The 18,823-nt window shown below is 69.7% G+C and carries 25 protein-coding genes; all 25 read right to left on the bottom strand.

Going from position 1 to position 18,823, the window contains the following annotated elements; all coding sequences use genetic code 11:
• Position 1: 1 nt before the first annotated feature.
• The 25 genes from rplN to rpsL all read right to left on the bottom strand — a co-directional run bounded on the left by rplN (position 2) and on the right by rpsL (position 18,738).
• Complete coding sequence (gene rplN, locus CRP51_RS08325; RefSeq protein WP_097230399.1) at positions 2–370, bottom strand: 50S ribosomal protein L14; 369 nt, start codon at positions 368–370, stop codon at positions 2–4.
• 3 nt (positions 371–373) lie between these two features.
• Entirely contained in the window at positions 374–658 is a 285-nt protein-coding gene (rpsQ, locus tag CRP51_RS08320; protein WP_097230398.1) for a 30S ribosomal protein S17, read from the bottom strand.
• Complete coding sequence (gene rpmC / locus CRP51_RS08315) at positions 658–906, bottom strand: 50S ribosomal protein L29 (RefSeq protein WP_097230397.1); 249 nt, start codon at positions 904–906, stop codon at positions 658–660. Before rpmC ends, rpsQ begins: the two co-directional genes overlap by 1 nt.
• Positions 906–1,325 (bottom strand): 50S ribosomal protein L16, encoded by a 420-nt coding sequence (gene rplP, locus CRP51_RS08310; protein ID WP_097230396.1) that lies wholly within the window; start codon positions 1,323–1,325, stop codon positions 906–908. The genes rpmC and rplP overlap by 1 nt, the downstream gene beginning before the upstream one ends.
• Positions 1,326–1,328: 3 nt before the next feature.
• Entirely contained in the window at positions 1,329–2,198 is an 870-nt protein-coding gene (gene rpsC / locus CRP51_RS08305) for a 30S ribosomal protein S3 (RefSeq protein WP_097230395.1), read from the bottom strand.
• Entirely contained in the window at positions 2,198–2,545 is a 348-nt protein-coding gene (gene rplV, locus CRP51_RS08300; RefSeq protein ID WP_097230394.1) for a 50S ribosomal protein L22, read from the bottom strand. Before rplV ends, rpsC begins: the two co-directional genes overlap by 1 nt.
• Positions 2,546–2,597: 52 nt before the next feature.
• Positions 2,598–2,879: a 30S ribosomal protein S19 gene (rpsS, locus tag CRP51_RS08295; protein ID WP_097230393.1), complete on the bottom strand. Its 282-nt coding sequence runs from the start codon at positions 2,877–2,879 to the stop codon at positions 2,598–2,600.
• Between the two features lie 11 nt (positions 2,880–2,890).
• Positions 2,891–3,727: a 50S ribosomal protein L2 gene (gene rplB, locus CRP51_RS08290; RefSeq protein ID WP_097230392.1), complete on the bottom strand. Its 837-nt coding sequence runs from the start codon at positions 3,725–3,727 to the stop codon at positions 2,891–2,893.
• Positions 3,728–3,765: 38 nt separating this feature from the next.
• Complete coding sequence (rplW, locus tag CRP51_RS08285; protein ID WP_097230391.1) at positions 3,766–4,098, bottom strand: 50S ribosomal protein L23; 333 nt, start codon at positions 4,096–4,098, stop codon at positions 3,766–3,768.
• Positions 4,098–4,772 carry a 50S ribosomal protein L4 gene (gene rplD, locus CRP51_RS08280; protein ID WP_097230390.1) on the bottom strand — a complete coding sequence of 225 codons (675 nt, stop codon included), beginning with the start codon at positions 4,770–4,772 and terminating at the stop codon, positions 4,098–4,100. The genes rplW and rplD overlap by 1 nt, the downstream gene beginning before the upstream one ends.
• A gap of 8 nt (positions 4,773–4,780) precedes the next feature.
• Positions 4,781–5,425: a 50S ribosomal protein L3 gene (gene rplC, locus CRP51_RS08275; protein WP_097230389.1), complete on the bottom strand. Its 645-nt coding sequence runs from the start codon at positions 5,423–5,425 to the stop codon at positions 4,781–4,783.
• A 13-nt stretch (positions 5,426–5,438) separates the two neighbouring features.
• On the bottom strand, positions 5,439–5,747 hold the full coding sequence (rpsJ, locus tag CRP51_RS08270; protein ID WP_016473429.1) for a 30S ribosomal protein S10: 309 nt from the start codon (positions 5,745–5,747) through the stop codon (positions 5,439–5,441).
• A gap of 411 nt (positions 5,748–6,158) precedes the next feature.
• A complete protein-coding gene (locus CRP51_RS08265) occupies positions 6,159–7,619 on the bottom strand; it encodes a sodium/solute symporter (RefSeq protein WP_097230388.1) in 1,461 nt (486 codons plus the stop codon).
• Positions 7,616–8,017, bottom strand: a complete 402-nt coding sequence (locus tag CRP51_RS08260) for a hypothetical protein (protein ID WP_097230387.1) — start codon at positions 8,015–8,017, stop codon at positions 7,616–7,618. The genes CRP51_RS08265 and CRP51_RS08260 overlap by 4 nt, the downstream gene beginning before the upstream one ends.
• A gap of 31 nt (positions 8,018–8,048) precedes the next feature.
• Positions 8,049–8,741, bottom strand: a complete 693-nt coding sequence (locus CRP51_RS08255) for a LytR/AlgR family response regulator transcription factor (RefSeq protein WP_212615872.1) — start codon at positions 8,739–8,741, stop codon at positions 8,049–8,051.
• Between the two features lie 68 nt (positions 8,742–8,809).
• Positions 8,810–9,895 (bottom strand): sensor histidine kinase, encoded by a 1,086-nt coding sequence (locus CRP51_RS08250; protein ID WP_097230386.1) that lies wholly within the window; start codon positions 9,893–9,895, stop codon positions 8,810–8,812.
• A gap of 92 nt (positions 9,896–9,987) precedes the next feature.
• On the bottom strand, positions 9,988–10,992 hold the full coding sequence (locus tag CRP51_RS08245; RefSeq protein WP_097230385.1) for a DUF5954 family protein: 1,005 nt from the start codon (positions 10,990–10,992) through the stop codon (positions 9,988–9,990).
• 162 nt (positions 10,993–11,154) lie between these two features.
• A complete protein-coding gene (locus tag CRP51_RS08240; protein WP_245880447.1) occupies positions 11,155–11,493 on the bottom strand; it encodes a type II toxin-antitoxin system PemK/MazF family toxin in 339 nt (112 codons plus the stop codon).
• Entirely contained in the window at positions 11,490–11,819 is a 330-nt protein-coding gene (locus CRP51_RS29370) for a hypothetical protein (RefSeq protein ID WP_245880446.1), read from the bottom strand. The genes CRP51_RS08240 and CRP51_RS29370 overlap by 4 nt, the downstream gene beginning before the upstream one ends.
• Positions 11,820–11,992: 173 nt before the next feature.
• Positions 11,993–13,693: a monocarboxylic acid transporter gene (locus CRP51_RS08230; RefSeq protein ID WP_170970468.1), complete on the bottom strand. Its 1,701-nt coding sequence runs from the start codon at positions 13,691–13,693 to the stop codon at positions 11,993–11,995.
• Positions 13,690–14,121 (bottom strand): DUF485 domain-containing protein, encoded by a 432-nt coding sequence (locus CRP51_RS08225; RefSeq protein ID WP_097230383.1) that lies wholly within the window; start codon positions 14,119–14,121, stop codon positions 13,690–13,692. Before CRP51_RS08225 ends, CRP51_RS08230 begins: the two co-directional genes overlap by 4 nt.
• 245 nt (positions 14,122–14,366) lie before the next feature.
• Positions 14,367–15,560: an elongation factor Tu gene (gene tuf / locus CRP51_RS08220; RefSeq protein WP_097230382.1), complete on the bottom strand. Its 1,194-nt coding sequence runs from the start codon at positions 15,558–15,560 to the stop codon at positions 14,367–14,369.
• Between the two features lie 170 nt (positions 15,561–15,730).
• Positions 15,731–17,854: an elongation factor G gene (gene fusA, locus CRP51_RS08215; protein ID WP_097230381.1), complete on the bottom strand. Its 2,124-nt coding sequence runs from the start codon at positions 17,852–17,854 to the stop codon at positions 15,731–15,733.
• Positions 17,855–17,893: 39 nt separating this feature from the next.
• Positions 17,894–18,364: a 30S ribosomal protein S7 gene (rpsG, locus tag CRP51_RS08210; protein WP_049572475.1), complete on the bottom strand. Its 471-nt coding sequence runs from the start codon at positions 18,362–18,364 to the stop codon at positions 17,894–17,896.
• 2 nt (positions 18,365–18,366) lie between these two features.
• Complete coding sequence (gene rpsL, locus CRP51_RS08205; RefSeq protein WP_062207506.1) at positions 18,367–18,738, bottom strand: 30S ribosomal protein S12; 372 nt, start codon at positions 18,736–18,738, stop codon at positions 18,367–18,369.
• Positions 18,739–18,823: the final 85 nt, after the last annotated feature.

Below are 18,823 nucleotides of genomic sequence, written 5' to 3'. Positions count from 1 at the left end.
GTTACAGCACCTCGGGGGCGAGTGAGATGATCTTCATGAACTTCTTCTCGCGCAGCTCACGCCCGACCGGGCCGAAGATGCGGGTACCCCGGGGGTCACCGTCGTTCTTGAGGACGACGGCGGCGTTCTCGTCGAAGCGGATGTACGAGCCGTCCGGGCGGCGGCGCTCCTTGACGGCGCGCACGATGACCGCCTTGACGACGTCACCCTTCTTCACGTTGCCACCGGGGATCGCGTCCTTGACGGTGGCGACGATGACGTCACCGATGCCCGCGTAGCGGCGTCCAGAGCCACCGAGCACGCGGATGCAGAGGATCTCCTTCGCACCCGTGTTGTCGGCGACGCGCAGTCGCGACTCCTGCTGGATCATGGGTTACTTCGCCTTCTCCAGAATCTCCACGACGCGCCAGCGCTTGGTCGCGGACAGCGGACGGGTCTCCATCAGAAGAACGCGGTCGCCAACGCCAGCCGCATTCTGCTCGTCGTGGGCCTTCAGGCGGCTGGTACGGCGGATGATCTTGCCGTACAGGGCGTGCTTGACCCGGTCCTCGACAGCGACGACGACGGTCTTGTCCATCTTGTCGCTGACCACCAGGCCCTCGCGGGTCTTCCGCCGGCCGCGCTCGGTCGTCGTCTCAGTCACAGTCTTCTCACTCATCAGGCGTTCTCCACCGCCTCGGCCTCGACCGGCTCCACCGACTCGATGCCCAGCTCACGCTCGCGCATCAGGGTGTAGACCCGGGCGATGTCCTTGCGGACGGCCTTCAGCCGGCTGTTGTTCTCCAACTGTCCGGTGGCCGCCTGGAAGCGGAGCCTGAACAGCTCCTCCTTCGCCTCACGCAGCTTCTCAACCAGCTCCTGGTTGTTCAGCTCGCGCAGCTCGGAGGTCTTGGTACCGGCTGCCATCACGCCTCACCTGCCTCGCGCCGGACGATCCGGCACTTCATCGGAAGCTTGTGCGCGGCGCGGGTGAGCGCCTCACGGGCAATCTTCTCGTTCGGGAACGACAGCTCGAACATCACGCGTCCGGGCTTGACGTTGGCCACCCACCACTCGGGCGAGCCCTTACCGGAACCCATGCGGGTCTCGGCCGGCTTCTTGGTCAGCGGGCGGTCCGGGTAGATGTTGATCCAGACCTTGCCGCCACGCTTGATGTGCCGGGTCATCGAGATACGAGCGGCCTCGATCTGCCGGTTGGTGACGTACGCACCGGTGACGGCCTGGATGCCGTACTCGCCGAAGGAGACCTCGGTACCGCCCTTGGCGGCGCCGCGGCGCTTGGGGTGGTGCTGCTTACGGTACTTGACCTTGCGAGGGATCAGCATGGGTCAGCTCTCCCCTCCGGCAGAGCCGGTCGACTGGGTGGAGCCGCCGGCGCCCTCGGAGGCCGGAGCGGCCGCGGCAGCTTCGGACTTGGGGGCCTCGGTCGAGGGAGCGCTCTGCTGCTGCGGCCTGCGGCCACGGCCTCCGCGCTCGCCACGGCCACGGGCCGGACGGTCGCCGCCGGCGCCACCACCGCGCGCGGGACGGTTGCCCGCCCGGGCGGCGGCGTTCTCGGCGCGCACCTCGGCGATGTTCTTCACGTCGCCCTTGTAGATCCACACCTTGACGCCGATGCGGCCGAAGGTGGTGCGGGCCTCGAAGAAGCCGTAGTCCACGTTGGCGCGCAGCGTGTGCAGCGGGACGCGACCCTCGCGGTAGAACTCGGAACGGGACATCTCAGCCCCGCCGAGCCGGCCACCGCACTGGATCTTGATGCCCTTGGCGCCCGCCTTCATCGTGCTCTGCATCGACTTGCGCATCGCACGACGGAAGGAGACGCGGGAGGACAGCTGCTCCGCGACGGCCTGGGCCACCAGCTGGGCGTCCAGCTCCGGGTTCTTCACCTCGAGGATGTTGAACTGGATCTGCTTGCCGGTCAGCTTCTCCAGGTTGCCCCGGAGACGGTCGGCCTCGGCGCCCCGGCGGCCGATCACGATGCCGGGCCTGGCGGTGTGGACGTCGACGCGGACCCGGTCACGGGTGCGCTCGATCTCCACCTTGGAGATGCCGGCCCGCTCCATGCCCTGCGTGAGCATCCTGCGGATCGCGACGTCTTCCTTGACGTAGTCCTTGTACAGCTTGTCGGCGTACCAGCGCGACTTGAAGTCGGTCGTGACGCCGAGCCGGAACCCGTGCGGGTTTACCTTCTGGCCCATTACCGGGTTCCTTCCTTGCTGCCGAGGACCACGGTGATGTGGCTGGTCCGCTTGCGAATCCGGTACGCGCGTCCCTGCGCGCGCGGCCGGAACCGCTTCAGCGTGGGGCCCTCGTCGACGTACGCCTCTTTGACGTACAGGGTCTCGGCGTCCGGGTGGTTGTGGTTGTGCACGGCGTTGGCGATGGCACTGTCCAGCACCTTGCCCACCGGCACGGTGGCGGCCTGCGGGGCGAACCGCAGGACCGCCTGCGCCTCCGTGGCGTCAAGGCCACGGATCAGGTCCACCACACGGCGGGCCTTCATGGGCGTGACACGGATGTACCGCGCCTGGGCCCTGGCTTCCATGGTCGTCCCTTCGGTCTTGGTAGGGGAGTTCGTCATGATTCACAAACCCCGCTCAGCGCCGACGCGACTTGCGGTCGTCCTTCACGTGCCCACGGAAGGTGCGGGTCGGCGCGAACTCGCCGAGCTTGTGGCCCACCATCGACTCGGAGACGAACACCGGCACGTGCTTGCGGCCGTCGTGCACGGCGATCGTGTGGCCCAGCATCGCCGGGACGATCATCGAGCGACGAGACCAGGTCTTGATGACGTTCTTGGTACCGGCTTCGTTCTGCGCGTCCACCTTCTTGATCAGGTGGTCGTCGACGAAGGGCCCCTTCTTGAGACTGCGCGGCATCGACCTGCTCCCTAGCGCTTCTTGTTCGTCTTGCGGCGGCGGACGATGTACTTGTTGCTGGCCTTCTTCGGCGAGCGCGTACGGCCCTCCTTCTTGCCCCAGGGCGAGACCGGGTGGCGACCACCCGAGGTCCGGCCCTCGCCACCACCGTGGGGGTGGTCGACGGGGTTCATCACGACACCGCGCACGCTGGGCCGAACGCCCTTCCAGCGCATCCGGCCGGCCTTGCCCCAGTTGATGTTGGACTGCTCGGCGTTGCCGACCTCGCCGACGGTGGCGCGGCAGCGGACGTCGACCAGCCGGATCTCGCCGGAGGGCATCCTCAGGTGGGCCATGCGGCCCTCCTTCGCCAGCAGCTGCACCGAGGCACCGGCGGAGCGGGCGAACTTGGCGCCGCCGCCGGGCTGGAGCTCGATGGCGTGGATGACCGTACCGACCGGGATGTGGCGCAGCGGGAGGTTGTTGCCGGGCTTGATGTCGGCGCCGGCGCCGTTCTCCACGCGGTCACCCTGCTTCAGGTGGGCCGGCGCGATGATGTACCGCTTCTCGCCGTCCGCGTAGTGCAGCAGCGCGATGCGGGCGGTGCGGTTCGGGTCGTACTCGATGTGCGCGACCTTGGCCGGCACACCGTCCTTGTCGTGCCGACGGAAGTCGATGACGCGGTAGGCGCGCTTGTGGCCACCACCCTGGTGGCGCACCGCGACGCGTCCGGCGTTGTCCCGGCCACCCTTGCTGTGCAGCGGGCGGACCAGCGACTTCTCCGGCGTGGACCGCGTGATCTCGACGAAGTCGGCGACGCTGGAGCCACGACGGCCCGGGGTCGTCGGCTTGTACTTGCGGATTCCCATTTCTTAGTCCTCGTCCGGTATCGGACGGCAGGTCCCCGTCAGGAGACCGGGCCGCCGAAGATGTCGATGCTGTCGCCCTCAGCAAGGGTCACGATCGCGCGCTTGGTGCTGGCGCGACGGCCGTAACCGGTGCGGGTGCGCTTGCGCTTGCCCTGCCGGTTGATCGTGTTGACCCCGACGACCTTGACCGCGAAGACGGCCTGGACGGCCTGCTTGATCTGGGTCTTGTTGGCCCGGGGGTCGACGATGAAGGTGTACTTGTTCTCGTCGAGCAGCGCGTAGCTCTTCTCCGACACGACCGGCTTGACCAGGATGTCGTGCGGGGTGGAGAACTCCTTGCTGGAGAACTCGGCGACGTTCGCCTCACTCATCAGGCGTCGCTCCCTTCGGGCTTGTCGAGCGCCACGGCGCCGGAGGCGCGGCCGGCCACGAAGCGGTCGAAGGCGGCCTTGGTGAACACCACGTCGTCGGAGTCGACCACGTCGTACGTGTTCAGCTGGCCCGGGTCGATGATGTGCACCTGGGGCAGGTTGCGCGCCGAGAGCCAGGAGGCGTTGTCCGCGCGGTCGGCGACCAGCAGGACCTTCTTGCGGTCGCTGATCTTGCCGAGCAGGGTCTTCGCGGCCTTGGTGGAGACGTCGCCGTCCACCACGCCGGTGACCACGTGCACGCGGTCGTGGCGCGCCCGGTCGGTGAGGGCACCGCGCAGGGCGGCGGCCTTCATCTTCTTCGGGGTGCGCTGGCTGTAGTCACGCGGCACGGGGCCGTGGACGACGCCACCGCCGGCGAACTGCGGCGCGCGGACCGAGCCCTGGCGGGCACGGCCGGTGCCCTTCTGGCGGTACGGCTTCTTGCCGCCACCGCGGACCTCGCCACGGGTCTTGGTCTTGTGCGTGCCCTGGCGGGCGGCGGCCAGCTGCGCGACGACGACCTGGTGGATCAGCGGAACGCTGACCCGGGCGTCGAAGATCTCCGCCGGAAGCTCGACGGTGCCGGCCTCCTCACCCGCGGGCGAGAGGATGACGATGCTCTTTGGGGTACTCATGATTAACCTCAGGCCCCCTTGGCCGCGGAACGGACCAGGACGAGGCCGCCGTTGGGACCGGGCACCGCGCCCTTGATGAGGAGCAGGCCCTTCTCCGCGTCCACGGCGTGGACGGTCAGGTTCTGGGTGGTGACGCGCTCGTTGCCCATCCGACCGGCCATCCGGAGGCCCTTGAAGACCCGGCCCGGGGTGGCGCAGCCGCCGATGGAGCCCGGCGAGCGGTGCTTGCGCTGGGTGCCGTGCGAGGCGCCGAGGCCGCCGAAGCCGTGGCGCTTCATCACACCGGCGAAGCCCTTGCCCTTGGTGGTGCCGGTCACGTCGACCTTGACGCCGGACTCGAACGCCTCGGCCGTGACTTCCTGGCCCAGGGTGTACTCGGCGGCGTCGGCGGTCCGCAGCTCGACCAGGTGGCGGCGCGGGGTGACCTCGGCCTTGGCGAAGTGGCCCTTGAGGGGGCGGTTCACCTTGCGCGGGTCGATCTCACCGAAGGCGATCTGGACGGCCTCGTAGCCGTCCCTGTCGTTGGTACGGACCTGGGTGACGACGCAGGGCCCGGCCTTGACCACGGTCACGGGGACGACACGGTTGTTCTCGTCCCAGACCTGGGTCATGCCGAGCTTCTCGCCCAGGACGCCCTTGATCTGCTTGGTCATCTCTACCGGCCTCTCAGAGCTTGATCTCGATGTCGACGCCGGCCGGCAGGTCCAGGCGCATCAGCGAGTCAACGGTCTTGGGGGTCGGGTCGAGGATGTCGATCAGCCGCTTGTGGGTGCGCATCTCGAAGTGCTCGCGCGAGTCCTTGTACTTGTGCGGCGACTTGATGACGCAGTACACGTTCTTCTCAGTGGGCAGCGGCACCGGGCCCGCGACCGACGCACCCGTGCGGGTCACCGTCTCGACGATCTTCTTCGCCGAGTTGTCGATGACCTCGTGGTCGTAGGCCTTGAGCCGGATGCGGATCTTCTGTCCCGCCATGGCTACTTCGTAGTCCTGTTCTCTTCGTCAACGCTCTGGAACCCGGCTCACCCCCCTGGGCGACCCCGACCCACGCGGTCGGGCGTGTCGTACTCGTTCTCAGAATTCACCGCAGGGGTTTCCTCTGGGAGGAGTGGGGGGAAGTAATCCACCGGGTGCCTGGTGTCGGGCCCCGCTCACGCTTCCCGGAAGATCTCGGTATTTCCATCCCTGCCCCGTTGACCAGGGCATCTATGGGATGACGAATACAGTGAGACTCGCTTCCAGTCCTCCCGGCGGGAGGCGCGCGGCATCGGCCGTCTACCGAGCAACCTGGTCAGTGTGCCATAGCAGACCGCGCCCCCGCCAATCGGGCGGTATCCCCCACCTGCGGCGCAGCCCGCCTCCCCGGCCGCGCGCGCCGCCCGGCGGTCAACCCGGCAGGTGCAGCCGCAGCACCGCGCGTTCCGCCCACTCGGGCACGGTACCGCGCAGCGATACCACGATCATGACCGCGAACGCCAACGGGACGGTCCAGGCCGCCGGTTGGGCCAGCAGCACGGTCAGCCACCCCGGGCCCCCGTCGGTCAGCACCGAGGCCAGCGCGGCCCCGGTGGCCGCGCTCACCCCGGTGGCCAGCCCGGCGGCGGCGCCGGCCGTGGTCAGCCCGCGCCACCAGATGCCCAGCACCAGCAGCGGGCAGAACGTCGAGGCCGCGACGGCGAACGCCCAGCCGACCGCCACGTTGATGTCGACGCTGCGCGCCGGCAGCGAGAGCCCGACGGCCACGGCGGCCCCGGCGGCGACGGCCCAGCGCAGCCGGGGCACGGTGGCGCGGGACAGGTCGTGCGAGAGCCCGCCGGCCAGCGCCATCAGCAGCCCGGACGAGGTGGAGAGGAACGCGGCGAACGCCCCGGCGGCGACCACCGCGGTCAGCACGGAGCCCCAGACCCCGGGGACGATCGCGCCCGGCAGCACCACGGTCACCATGTCGGTGTCGCCGCCGTTGACCAGCTCGGGCGTGAAGACCCGGCCCAGCAGCCCGTAGACGGCGGGGAAGAGGTAGAAGACGCCGAGCAGCACGATCACCCCGACCGCGACCCGGCGGGCGGCCATGGCGGTCGGGCTGGTGTGGAAGCGCATGATCACGTGCGGCAGCCCGACCGCGCCGAGCGTCGTCGCCAGCAGCACCGACCAGGTCGCCAGCAGCGGCGCCCCCGAGCTCTCCAGGTCCAGCAGCGGCCGGGCCCAGTCGTCCGAGACGTCGAAGCGCAGCGCGTCGGCGCGCGCCCCCGCCCCCGCGTGGGCCACGAGGAAGAGCGCGGGCACCGCGATGAACAGCAGCTTCACGCCGTAGTGGAACGCCTGCACATAGGTCGCGGAACGCATCCCACCGGCCGCGATGGAGACGCTCACCACCAGCCCGGCCAGCACCACGCCCACCCAGTACGGGGTGCCGCTGACCGCGTGCAGCACCATGCCGGCGCCCTTGAACTGGGGCACCAGATAGAGCCACATGATCACCAGGACGATCACCGCGCAGAGCTTCCTGATCCGCTCCGAGCCCAGCCGGTAGTCGGCGAAGTCCGGCACGGTGTAGGCGCCCGAGCGCCGCATCGGCCCGGCGACCAGGGCGGCGACGGCGACATAGCCGGCCGTGAAGCCGACCGCGTACCAGAGGGTGCCGACGCCGTTCTTCAGCATCAGCCCGGCCAGGCCGAGCACCGAGGCGGCCGAGACGTACTCGCCGGCGATCGCCATGGCGTTCCAGCCGGGCGCGACCCGGCGGGAGGCGACGAGGAAGTCCGGGGTGGTCCGCGCGGCCCGCACCCCGTAGACGCCGATGGCGACGCTGACCACGAAGAGCAGTCCGATGGAGAGCAGTCCGATCACGGCGCGCGCTCCGTCCCCGTCCCCGTGCCCGGGGCGCTGGCGCGCTCCAGGCGCTCGGCGCGGCGGACGTGGCGGACGGCGATGGCCAGCAGCACGGGGTAGCTGCCGCCCATCAGCAGCAGCCAGGAGAGCGGGACGCCGACCAGCGTGACGCGGCTGAGCGCGGGGGCGGCGGCCAGCAGCCCGCTGAGCCCGAAGAGCACGGCGCCCAGCAGGGCGAGGGTGCGGGCGGCCTGCCGTCGCTGGTCGGCGAAGAGGGCGCGGACCGCCTCGGTGGTGTCGCGGTCGTCGGGGCCCTGGATCGTCGGGGGCAGCAGGTGCTGGGCCGGGCGGTGGCGGCGGGCCAGCGCGATCCTGGTCTGCGGGCTGGTGATCCGCACCCGCCGGGGGGCGCTCACGCGCCGGCCCGCACGGGGGTCGCGCGCCGGGTCACGTTGACTCCTCGTCCCGCACGGCGGCGAGCAGCCGTTCCTTCAGGGCGCGCGCGTGCCGGCGGCTGACCGGGACGTCGCCGGCGGGGGTGCGGGCGAGCAGGCCGGCGGAGCTGGAGACCCACAGGTCGCGGACCCAGCCGATGGCCACCAGATAGCCGCGGTGGGCGCGGACGAAGCCGGCCGGCGCCCAGACCTCCTCCAGGTAGGACAGCGGCATCCGGATCAGATGGCTGCCCTCCCCCGTGTGCAGCCGGACGTAGTCGCCGTGGGCCTCGACGTACTGGATGTCGTCGCGGTGCACGAAGGCGGTGTGGCGGCCGTTCTCGACCTGGACGACGGCCAGTTCGTCGACCTGGGAGGGGCGCGGGGCTGCGGCCCCCGGGCGGCGCGGGGCGGCGGCGCGGGAGACGGCCTCGGCCAGCCGCTCGGGGCGGACGGGCTTGAGCAGGTAGTCGATGGCGCCGATGCCGAACGCGTCGACGGCGTGCTGCTCGGAGGCGGTGACGAAGACGATGGCCGGTGGGGTGGAGAGGCGGCCGACGACGCGGGCGACGGCCATCCCGTCGAGTCCCGGCATGGAAATGTCGAGGAAGACGGCGTCGAAGGCGGTCTCCCCCAGCTGCCGGACCGCGCTCTCCCCGCCGTCCGCCTCCCGGACGTCCCCTATCTCGGGCAGCGCGTCCAGCATGGCGGCCAGCTCACGTCGGGTGAAGGTCTCGTCCTCCACCACCAGCGCGCGCAGTCGGGTCTCGGCGGTCAATGCGCGACCACTCCTCGTCTGAATCGGGGCACCCGGATCACGACCTTGGTGCCGCTGCCGGGCGCGGTCTCGATGACCAGCCCGTACTCGGCGCCGTAGACGGTGCGCAGCCGCTGGTCGACGTTGGCGAGGCCGACGCGGCGGCGCGGTTCGCCCAGCGGGTGGCCGGGGTCGGCCGGTCGTTCCCCCGCGAGCACGGCCTCGGCGACCTCGGGTGTCATCCCGACCCCGTCGTCCTCGACCTCGATGACGCACAGCGGTCCCTCGCCGAAGCCGGAGACCTGGATGGCGCCGGGGCCCGGCTTGGGTTCCAGGCCGTGCCGCACGGCATTCTCCACGATCGGCTGGATGACGAGGAAGGGAATGGCGACGGGCAGGATCTCGGGCGCCATCCGGACGGTCAGCTCCATCCGGTCGTCGAAGCGGGCGCGCTGCAACTCCAGATAGGTCTGGATGGCCTGCAGCTCCTCGGCGACGGTGGCGTAGTCGCCCTGCGGGGAGAAGCTGTAGCGCAGGTAGTCGGCGAAGTCGCTGAGCAGCGCGCGGGCGCGGTCGGGGTCGGTGCGGATGCGGGCGCCGATCACGGCGAGCGCGTTGTGCAGGAAGTGCGGCGATATCTGGGCGCGGAGGGTGCGCAGCTCGGCCTGGGCGATGCGCTCCCTGGCGCGGCGCAGGGCGGCGTGGTCCAGCGAACGGGCGACGAGCGCGGCCACGGCGGTGACCTCGGGCTCGGCGCCGCCGCGCACCAGCAGCCCGCCGGTGAGCTCGCCGGCGACCAGCAGCGGGACGGCGGACCAGGGCGGGCGGTGGACGGGGCTGCCGTGTTCGTATGCCTGGGCCAGCAGGCCGCCGGCCCCCGGCTCCTCGGGGGCCGGGCCGGCGGTGGCGACGGGGCCCGCGAGGTCGGCCAGGAGCACGGTCTCGGCGCCGAGCAGGCGGCGGAGGCGGCGGGCGGCCTGTCCCGGGCCGCGCCCGGTCAGTCCCTCGCGCAGGTCGTCGTCCAGCTCCCGTACGGCGGTGAGCAGCCGCACGGTGGCCCCCTCGCCCGCCTCGGCCCTGCGTCGCCGTCTGCCATCCAGCATGGGCCGAACCTAGCCCAGCCAGGGGCGCCGGTGTAGGGAGTCGCACGGGCGGATCGGCCCGCGCGGGGGTGCCCGCCCCGGCGGGTGGGGGTCTACTCGGGCAGCGGGGGGTGGATCGGGCAGGGGCCGTAGGGGTCGAGGTCGGTGGGGCGGGGCGGTTCCGGGCCGTCGGGGCCGAAGCGGATCATCCGCTCGACGCGGATGACGCGGAAGCGGCGGCCCAGCACGGTGACCTCGTCGGTGCGCGGCCCGGTGCGGAACTCCTCGGCGGCGCGGGCGTAGGCGGCGGCGTCCTCGGGCGACACCTCGTGCTCCAGCTGCGGCAGGAACTCGGCGAGGTAGGCATGCAGGGTGGCGCGGGCCTCGTGGGGGCTGGGCTGGAGGGCGGCCATCGGCTCCCAGGAGCTGCGTCGGCGCTCGGCGAAGGTGAAGGCGGCGGGGAGCAACACGACCCCGGGGTGGGTCTCGATCGCGCGTGCGGAGTCGGCGCGCACCTCGGCGGGGATGCGGGGCGCCTCGTAGCGGAGGGCGAGCAGCTCCATCCGCTGGATGGACTCCATGATCCCGGTGGGGCTGGCGTGGTCCAGCAGCAGTCCCCTGGTGCGGCGCGGGACGGAGCGCCGCCGGCGCCAGTCGGCGGCGGCGACGGGCTCGTCGGGGTCGGTGGGGCGCGGTCCCTCGATGCCGTCGGGGCCGACGCGGGCGAACTCGTCGCCGCGCACGACGCGGTAGCGGACGCGGTCGACGGTCAGCTCGTCGACCGGCTCGTTCTCCAGCGTGCGGACGGCGGCGAGCAGGCGGGCGCGCAGCGGGTCGCCCGGCGCGGTCTCGTCGCGGGCGCGGGTCCACAGGTGGGAGTTGAGCGCTTCCCTGGCGTGCTGGGGGAACGCCTCGTCGACGTCGTCGAGGAGGCGCCAGGCCGGCCCGTCGGCCGGTCGTTGCTCGGCGAAGCCGAAGACCGGGCCCCGGACGATCACGTGCGGATAGCGCTCCGCGGCCCGGACGGTGTCGACCTCGGTGACCTCGGAGACGGGATCGTTCCGCCGGGCCACCCGGATGGTGAGGTGGGGCGGCGCGTTCCTCCGGTGATCCTCCATGAGCCCAGTGTGACGCGGGCGGCGCCGCTCCGTCCTCCGATTGCCCAAAGCCCCCACCATCGGGGGGCTACCTTGCCCCCATGTTCACGTGCCGGTTCAGGATGGTCATACTTTCGCGACCGCCCGTTCGTGTGAACCGCCGTCGAGGCCGGGGCGCGGCGCTCAGCGCTGGAGGCCGAGTACGACGCGCATCGCGTCCTCGACACCCCGAAGCTCCCCCGGCGCGAGGAGTCCGAGGCGTCTACGCAGCCGTGCCTTCACCACCGTGTGGAGATCGGCGCAGTTCACATAGGACTCGTCGTACTTCGCCAGCCCCGAGTCGGGGCCGATCGGGATGTGGGTGGTACGCGGCCCTGTGGTGCCCGTGACCAGCGCGACGGTGACCGCCGACAAGGGGCGGGCGACGCGGTTGACCGTCAGGACGACGACCGGATGAGGACCCAGCGGTCGAGGCAGCGCACATCCCCAGACCTCCCCGCGCAGGGGTGGACCGACGTTCACCACGTCATCTCGTCCGCTGCCCGCAGCTCCTCCTCCGTCGGCGGGAGGACTCCGTCCGGCAAGGGCGCGGGCCGCTCCCCGTAGAAGGAGCGGATCTCCTCGGCGGCCCCGGCCTCCGCCGCTTCCCTGACCAGGAGATGAAGCCCTTCGCGGAGGGCGTCGGAGGTCGATCCCAGGTTCAGCGTCCGCATCGCCTGCTGGAGCGCCTCCACCTCGTCGGCCTGGAGCCGAACCTGGGCCAACTTGCCCCGGCGCGGCTCCTTGGGTGAGGAATCCATCTCCGGTGCCACCACCTCTCGCGACTCGACCTGTACGACATTCGTCATACAGCAGTATGGCGCGCGTCCAGGAGGGACAAACGACTCCGCCGCTGCCTTCGGCCGGACGACACGCCGCCGCGCGGAAGGTGCGCCCCGGGGCCCCGCCTGGGGGAAGTGCGGGGGAGGCGGGGCCCCGGGCGCGGGGGTACAAGGACCCCCTCCAGCGAGCCGAACCCGGCTCAGTGCTTGGTCGCGCGCTCGGCCCCGGCGCCCGTGAGGGCCCGGACCTGGAGCTTCGCGAACCTCTCGGGCTCGGACTCACGGGACATGAGGGTGCCGATCACGGCACAGAGCAGGCCCAGCGGGATGGAGACCAGCCCGGGGTTCTCCAGGGGGAACCAGGAGATGTCGATGCTCTTCGGCAGCAGCGCCAGGTTCTCCCCCTCGGCGTCGACCTTGCCGGAGACCACCGGGGAGAAGATCACCAGGCCGACGGAGCTGATCAGACCGCCGTAGATGCCGGCCACCGCTCCCCTGGTGTTGAACCGCTTCCAGAAGAGGCTCAACAGGATCACCGGCAGGTTCGCCGAGGCCGCGATGGCGAAGGCCAGCGCGACGAGGAACGCCACGTTGAGGTCCTGCGCGAAGACCGCCAGCACGATGGAGACCGCGCCCACGCCGATCGCGGCGAAGCGGGCCACCCGCACCTCCTCCTTCTCGCTCGCCTTCCCGCCGCGCAGCACCGCGTTGTAGAAGTCGTGCGCCAACGAGGAGGACGAGGCGATCGTCAGCCCGGCGACCGTCGACAGGATCGTCGCGAACGCCACCGCCGCGATCAGCGCCAGCATCACCGCGCCCAGGAAGTCGCCGCCGAAGTGGCTGCCGACCTCCTCGGCCAGCTGGGGTGCCGCCGTGTTGCCCGCGCTGTTCTGCGCGGTGATCGCGTCGGCGCCGACCAGCGCCGCGGCGCCGAAGCCCAGGATGAGGGTCAGCAGGTAGAAGGTGCCGATGAGGCCGATCGCCCAGTTGACCGACTTCCGGGCGGTCTTGGAGTCCGGCACCGTGTAGAAGCGGATCAGGATGTGCGGCAGCCCGGCCGTGCCCAGCACCAGCGCGAGGCCGAGGCTGATCAGGTCCAGCTTGTTGACCATGGTCTGCCAGGCGTCGCCGGCGACTTCGACGCCGTAGCGCTGGCCGGGTTCGAGGAACGCGTTGCCCGCCCCGCTGGCCTCGGCCGCGTCGTTCATCAGCGAGCCGAAGTTGAAGTCGTAGATCGACAGCACCAGCAGCGCGACCAGCAGCGCGCCGCCCATCAGCATCACGGCCTTGACGATCTGCACCCAGGTGGTGCCGGTCATCCCGCCGAACGAGACATAGGTGATCATCAGCAGGCCGACGACGACGATGCCCACGATCTTCGCGGTGTCGGCGCTCATCCCGAGGTAGGTCTCGCCCTCCTCGATGCCGAGCAGCAGCGCCACCAGCGCGCCGGCGCCCACCATCTGCGCCAGCAGGTAGAAGATCGAGACGGTCAGCGTCGAGACCGACCCCGCCGTCCGCACCGGCCGTTGCCTCATCCGGTAGGAGACGACGTCGGTCATGGTGAACCGGCCGGAGTTCCGCAGCAGTTCCGCGACCAGCAGCAGCGCCACCAGCCAGGCGACCAGGAAGCCGATCGAGTAGAGGAAGCCGTCGTAGCCGTAGAGCGCGATCATGCCGGCGATGCCGAGGAACGACGCGGCCGACATGTAGTCGCCGCCGATCGCGAACCCGTTCTGGATGCCGGTGAAGCCACGGCCACCGGAGTGGAAGTCGGTGGCGGACTTGGTCTGCCTGCTGGCCCAGACGGTGATGCCCAGCGTCAACGCGATCAGCGCGCCGAAGAGGACGACGGTGATCAGCCGCTGGTCCGAGGTGTTCTCCGCGGCGATGGTGATCATTCGTCGTCTCCCTTCCTGGCGCCCGGCACCGCCGGCTGGCCCTCCAACTCGTCCCGCAGCTCGTCGGCGAGCGGGTCGTAACGGCGGTTGGCGTAGCGCGAGTAGAGGATCGCGATGCCGAAGGTCGTGACGAACTGCAACAGGCCGAAGAGCAGCGCGATGTTGGCGCTGCCGACCACCTCGGTCTCCATCACCCCCCGCGCGTAGGCCGACATCAGCACGTACAGCACGTACCAGCCGAAGAAGGCGATGCTCGCCGGCACCACGAAGCGCAGCAGCCGGCGGCGCAGCTCGTGGAACCGGGGATCGTCGTGCATCGCCGCCGAACGCGCCTCCAGCTCGGATTCGGGCGGCAGGGTCGGCGGCGGGTCACCCCCCTCCGCGGGCTGGGGCGGCTCGCTGGCATCAGGGGCGGAGTGTGTCGCCATCGACGGCTCCTTACAAAGGCGGCCCGGGTCGGTTCTGGGGGACTGCCCCCAGAATGTAAGGAGCGTCACACCCTCCGGGCACGCCGCGGAGCGCGCCACTCGACGAACGGTCGAAATCCGCGCCGAGCGGGCGACGGGCAGTCCGCCTCATCGCCCAAGGCCAGGGGCCCCGGGCCCACCGCGCGATGCGGCGGGCCCGGGGCCCCTGAAGGAACAGCTCACGGCCGAGGCCGCGAACGGTCAGCTCACTTGATGATCTTGGTGACCTGACCGGCGCCGACGGTCCGACCACCCTCACGGATGGCGAACTTCAGGCCCTCCTCCATGGCGACGGGCTGGATCAGCTCGACGCGCATGTCGGTGTTGTCGCCCGGCATGACCATCTCGGTGCCCTCGGGGAGGTTCACCACACCGGTCACGTCGGTGGTACGGAAGTAGAACTGCGGACGGTAGTTGTTGAAGAACGGGGTGTGGCGACCACCCTCGTCCTTCGACAGGATGTACGCCGTCGCCTCGAACTCCGTGTGCGGGGTGACCGAGCCCGGCTTGATGATGACCTGGCCGCGCTCGACGTCCTCGCGCTTGATGCCGCGGAGCAGCAGACCGACGTTCTCACCGGCGCGACCCTCGTCCAGCAGCTTCCGGAACATCTCGATCCCGGTGACCGTGGTGGTGGTCTTCTCTTCCTTGATGCCGATGATGTCGACGGTCTCGTTGACCTTCAGGACACCACGCTCGATACGACCGGTCACCACGGTGCCGCGACCGGTGATGGTGAAGACGTCCTCGATCGGCATCAGGAACGGCTTGTCGACGTCGCGCTCCGGCTGCGGAATCGCGCTGTCGACGGCCTCCATCAGCTCCAGGACGGTCTTCGCCCACTCGGCGTCGCCCTCCAGCGCCTTCAGCGCGGAGACCTTGACCACGGGGACGTCGTCGCCGGGGAACTCGTACTCCGTGAGCAGCTCACGGACCTCGAGCTCCACCAGCTCCATGATCTCCTCGTCGTCCACCATGTCCGCCTTGTTGAGGGCGACCACGATGTACGGCACGCCGACCTGGCGGGCCAGGAGCACGTGCTCCTTGGTCTGCGGCATCGGGCCGTCGGTGGCGGCGACCACGAGGATGGCGCCGTCCATCTGGGCGGCACCGGTGATCATGTTCTTGATGTAGTCCGCGTGACCCGGGCAGTCGACGTGCGCGTAGTGGCGGTTCTCCGTCTGGTACTCGACGTGCGCGATGGAGATGGTGATACCACGCTGACGCTCTTCGGGCGCCTTGTCGATGTTCTCGAACGCGAACGTCTCGTTGAGCTCGGGGTATGCGTCGTGCAGCACCTTGGTGATCGCCGCGGTAAGCGTCGTCTTGCCGTGGTCGATGTGACCGATGGTGCCAATGTTGACGTGCGGCTTAGTCCGCTCGAACTTCGCCTTCGCCACTGGGGTCCTCCTGTGGACTGGTGCTGTACGCCCCCCGCGACTTGCGGGAGGTTTTCAGATATCGACCGAACCGGTCAGGACCCCGAGGGGGACGCCCTTGACCGCTTCGCTAAAGGGCCGGGCATCGGGGGCGGAATTGCCCCCGAATGCCCTTTGCTCCAGCTTAAGGGCTACTCGCCCTTGGCCTTCGCGATGATCTCCTCGGCGACGCTCTTGGGAACCTCACCGTAGGAATCGAACTGCATGGAGTAGCTCGCACGACCGGAAGTCTTGCTGCGCAGGTCACCGACGTAGCCGAACATCTCCGACAGCGGCACCAGGCCCTTGACGACCTTGTTGCCGCCCCGGTCCTCCATGGCCTGGATCTGGCCACGGCGGGAGTTGATGTCGCCGATCACGTCGCCCATGTAGTCCTCGGGCGTGGTGACCTCGACGGCCATCAACGGCTCCAGGATGGCCGGGCTCGCCTTGCGGGCGGCCTCCTTGAAGACCATCGAGCCGGCGATCTTGAACGCCATCTCGGACGAGTCGACGTCGTGGAACGCGCCGTCGAGCAGGGTCACCTTCACACCGGTCAGCGGGTAGCCGGCGAGCACGCCGAACTCCATCGCCTCCTGGCAACCGGCGTCCACCGAGGGGATGTACTCCTTGGGGATGCGGCCACCGGTGACCTTGTTCTCGAACTCGTACCCGTCGCCTTCCAGCGGCTCCAGGCTGATCTGCACCTTGGCGAACTGACCGGAACCACCGGTCTGCTTCTTGTGGGTGTAGTCGACCTTCTCCACCGCGCGACGCAGGGTCTCGCGGTAGGCCACCTGCGGCTTGCCGACGTTGGCCTCGACCTTGAACTCGCGCCTCATGCGGTCGACGAAGACGTCGAGGTGCAGCTCGCCCATGCCGGCGATGATCGTCTGGCCGGTCTCCTCGTCGGTCTTGACCTGGAAGGACGGGTCCTCCTCGGACAGCCGCTGGATGGCCACGCCCAGCTTCTCCTGGTCGCCCTTGGACTTGGGCTCGATGGCGACCTCGATCACCGGAGCCGGGAAGTCCATCGACTCCAGGATGATCTGGTGGGTGGCGTCCGACAGCGTCTCACCCGTGGTGGTCTGCTTCAGCCCCATCACGGCGACGATGTCGCCCGCGCCCACGCGGTCGATCTCCTCGCGCTTGTTGGCGTGCATCCGGTAGATCTTGCCGATCCGCTCCTTGCGGCCCTTCACGGCGTTCAACACCTGGGTGCCCGCCTGGAGCACACCGGAGTAGACGCGGATGAAGGTCAGCTTGCCCAGGTGCGGGTCGCTGGCGATCTTGAAGGCCAGGGCCGACAGCGGCTCCTCCTCGGAGGGCCGGCGACGGATGACCTCCTCCGCGTTCTTCGGCGAGTGTCCCTCGACGGCCTCGACGTCCAGCGGCGACGGCAGGTACCGCACGACCGAGTCGAGCAGGGGCTGCACGCCCTTGTTCTTGAACGCGGTGCCGCAGAAGACGGGGGTGATCGTGGTGGAGCCCTCGGCGCCGGTGGAGGCGAGGGTGATCCGACGGATCGCGGTGCGCAGCTGCTCCTCGGACGGCTCGGTGCCGTCGAGGTACAGCTCCATGAGCTCCTCGTCGTTCTCGGCGACGGCCTCGACGAGCTTGGTGTGCCACTCCTCGGCCTGCTCGCGCAGGTCCTCGGGGATGTCCACCGTGTCGTACATCTCGCCGAGCTTGGTCTCCTCGGACCAGACCAGCGCCTTCATGCTGACCAGGTCGATGACGCCCTTGAAGCCCGCCTCGGCACCGATCGGCAGCTGCATCACCAGCGGGGTGGCCTTCAGCCGGTCGACGATCATGTCGACGCAGCGGAAGAAGTCCGCGCCCGTGCGGTCCAGCTTGTTCACGAAACAGATGCGCGGAACGCCGTAACGGTCCGCCTGACGCCAGACGGTCTCCGACTGCGGCTCGACGCCGGCGACGCCGTCGAAGACGGTCACCGCGCCGTCGAGCACCCGCAGGGAACGCTCGACCTCGACCGTGAAGTCAACGTGACCGGGGGTGTCGATGATGTTGATCGTGTGGTCGACCTCATCGAGCGGCCAGTGGCAGGTGGTGGCCGCGGAGGTGATCGTGATCCCCCGCTCCTGCTCCTGCTCCATCCAGTCCATCGTGGCGGCGCCGTCGTGGACCTCACCGATCTTGTAGCTCACGCCGGTGTAGTACAGGATCCGCTCGGTCGTGGTCGTCTTGCCCGCGTCGATGTGAGCCATGATCCCGATGTTGCGGACCCTGGCCAGGTCAAGTGAAGTGGTAGCCATCTGGCTTCAGTCTTCTCTCGGTCTCGATAGGGGTTGCGACTACCAGCGGTAGTGCGCGAACGCCTTGTTGGACTCGGCCATCTTGTGCGTGTCCTCACGCTTCTTCACGGAGGCGCCGAGGCCGTTGGAGGCGTCGAGCAGCTCGTTCATCAGACGCTCGGTCATGGTCTTCTCGCGACGGGCGCGGGAGTAGCCGACCAGCCAGCGCAGGGCGAGCGTGGAGGAACGCCCGGGGCGCACCTCGACCGGCACCTGGTACGTGGCGCCGCCGACGCGGCGGGAGCGCACCTCGAGGGTGGGCTTCACGTTCTCCAGGGCGCGCTTGAGGGTGATGACCGGGTCGTTGCCGGTCTTGTCCCGCAGGCCCTCCATGGCGCCGTACACGATGCGCTCGGCGGTGGAACGCTTGCCGTTCAGCAGCACCTTGTTGATCAGGGAGGTCACCAGCGGAGAACCGTAGACCGGGTCGATGTGGACCGGTCGCTTCGGGGCAGGGCCCTTACGAGGCATGGTTACTTCTCCTTCTTGGCGCCGTAGCGGCTGCGGGCCTGCTTGCGGTTCTTGACGCCCTGGGTGTCCAGGGAACCGCGGATGATCTTGTAACGAACACCCGGCAGGTCACGCACCCTTCCACCGCGCACCAGCACGATGGAGTGCTCCTGAAGGTTGTGGTTCTCACCCGGGATGTAGGCGGTGACCTCGATCCCGTTGCTCAGCCGGACACGCGCCACCTTGCGGAGCGCCGAGTTCGGCTTCTTGGGCGTGGTGGTGAACACACGCGTGCAGACACCACGACGCTGGGGCGAACCCTCAAGCGCGGGTGTCTTGTTCTTCTCGACCTTGTCCTGCCGGCCCTTGCGGACCAGCTGCTGGATCGTTGGCACCGTATCTCCGGTTTCTCTGTGCCGATCTCAATGAAGCTAACCTGGAACACCCTCCGACCCACGCGGTCGGGCGTGTCGAAAACCG

The sequence above is a fragment of the Streptomyces zhaozhouensis genome (genome assembly GCF_900230195.1).
GTDB classification, from domain to species: Bacteria; Actinomycetota; Actinomycetes; order Streptomycetales; family Streptomycetaceae; genus Streptomyces; species Streptomyces zhaozhouensis.
Note: the sequence above shows the minus strand (reverse complement) of the source record. Positions and strands in the feature narration are given on the sequence as shown.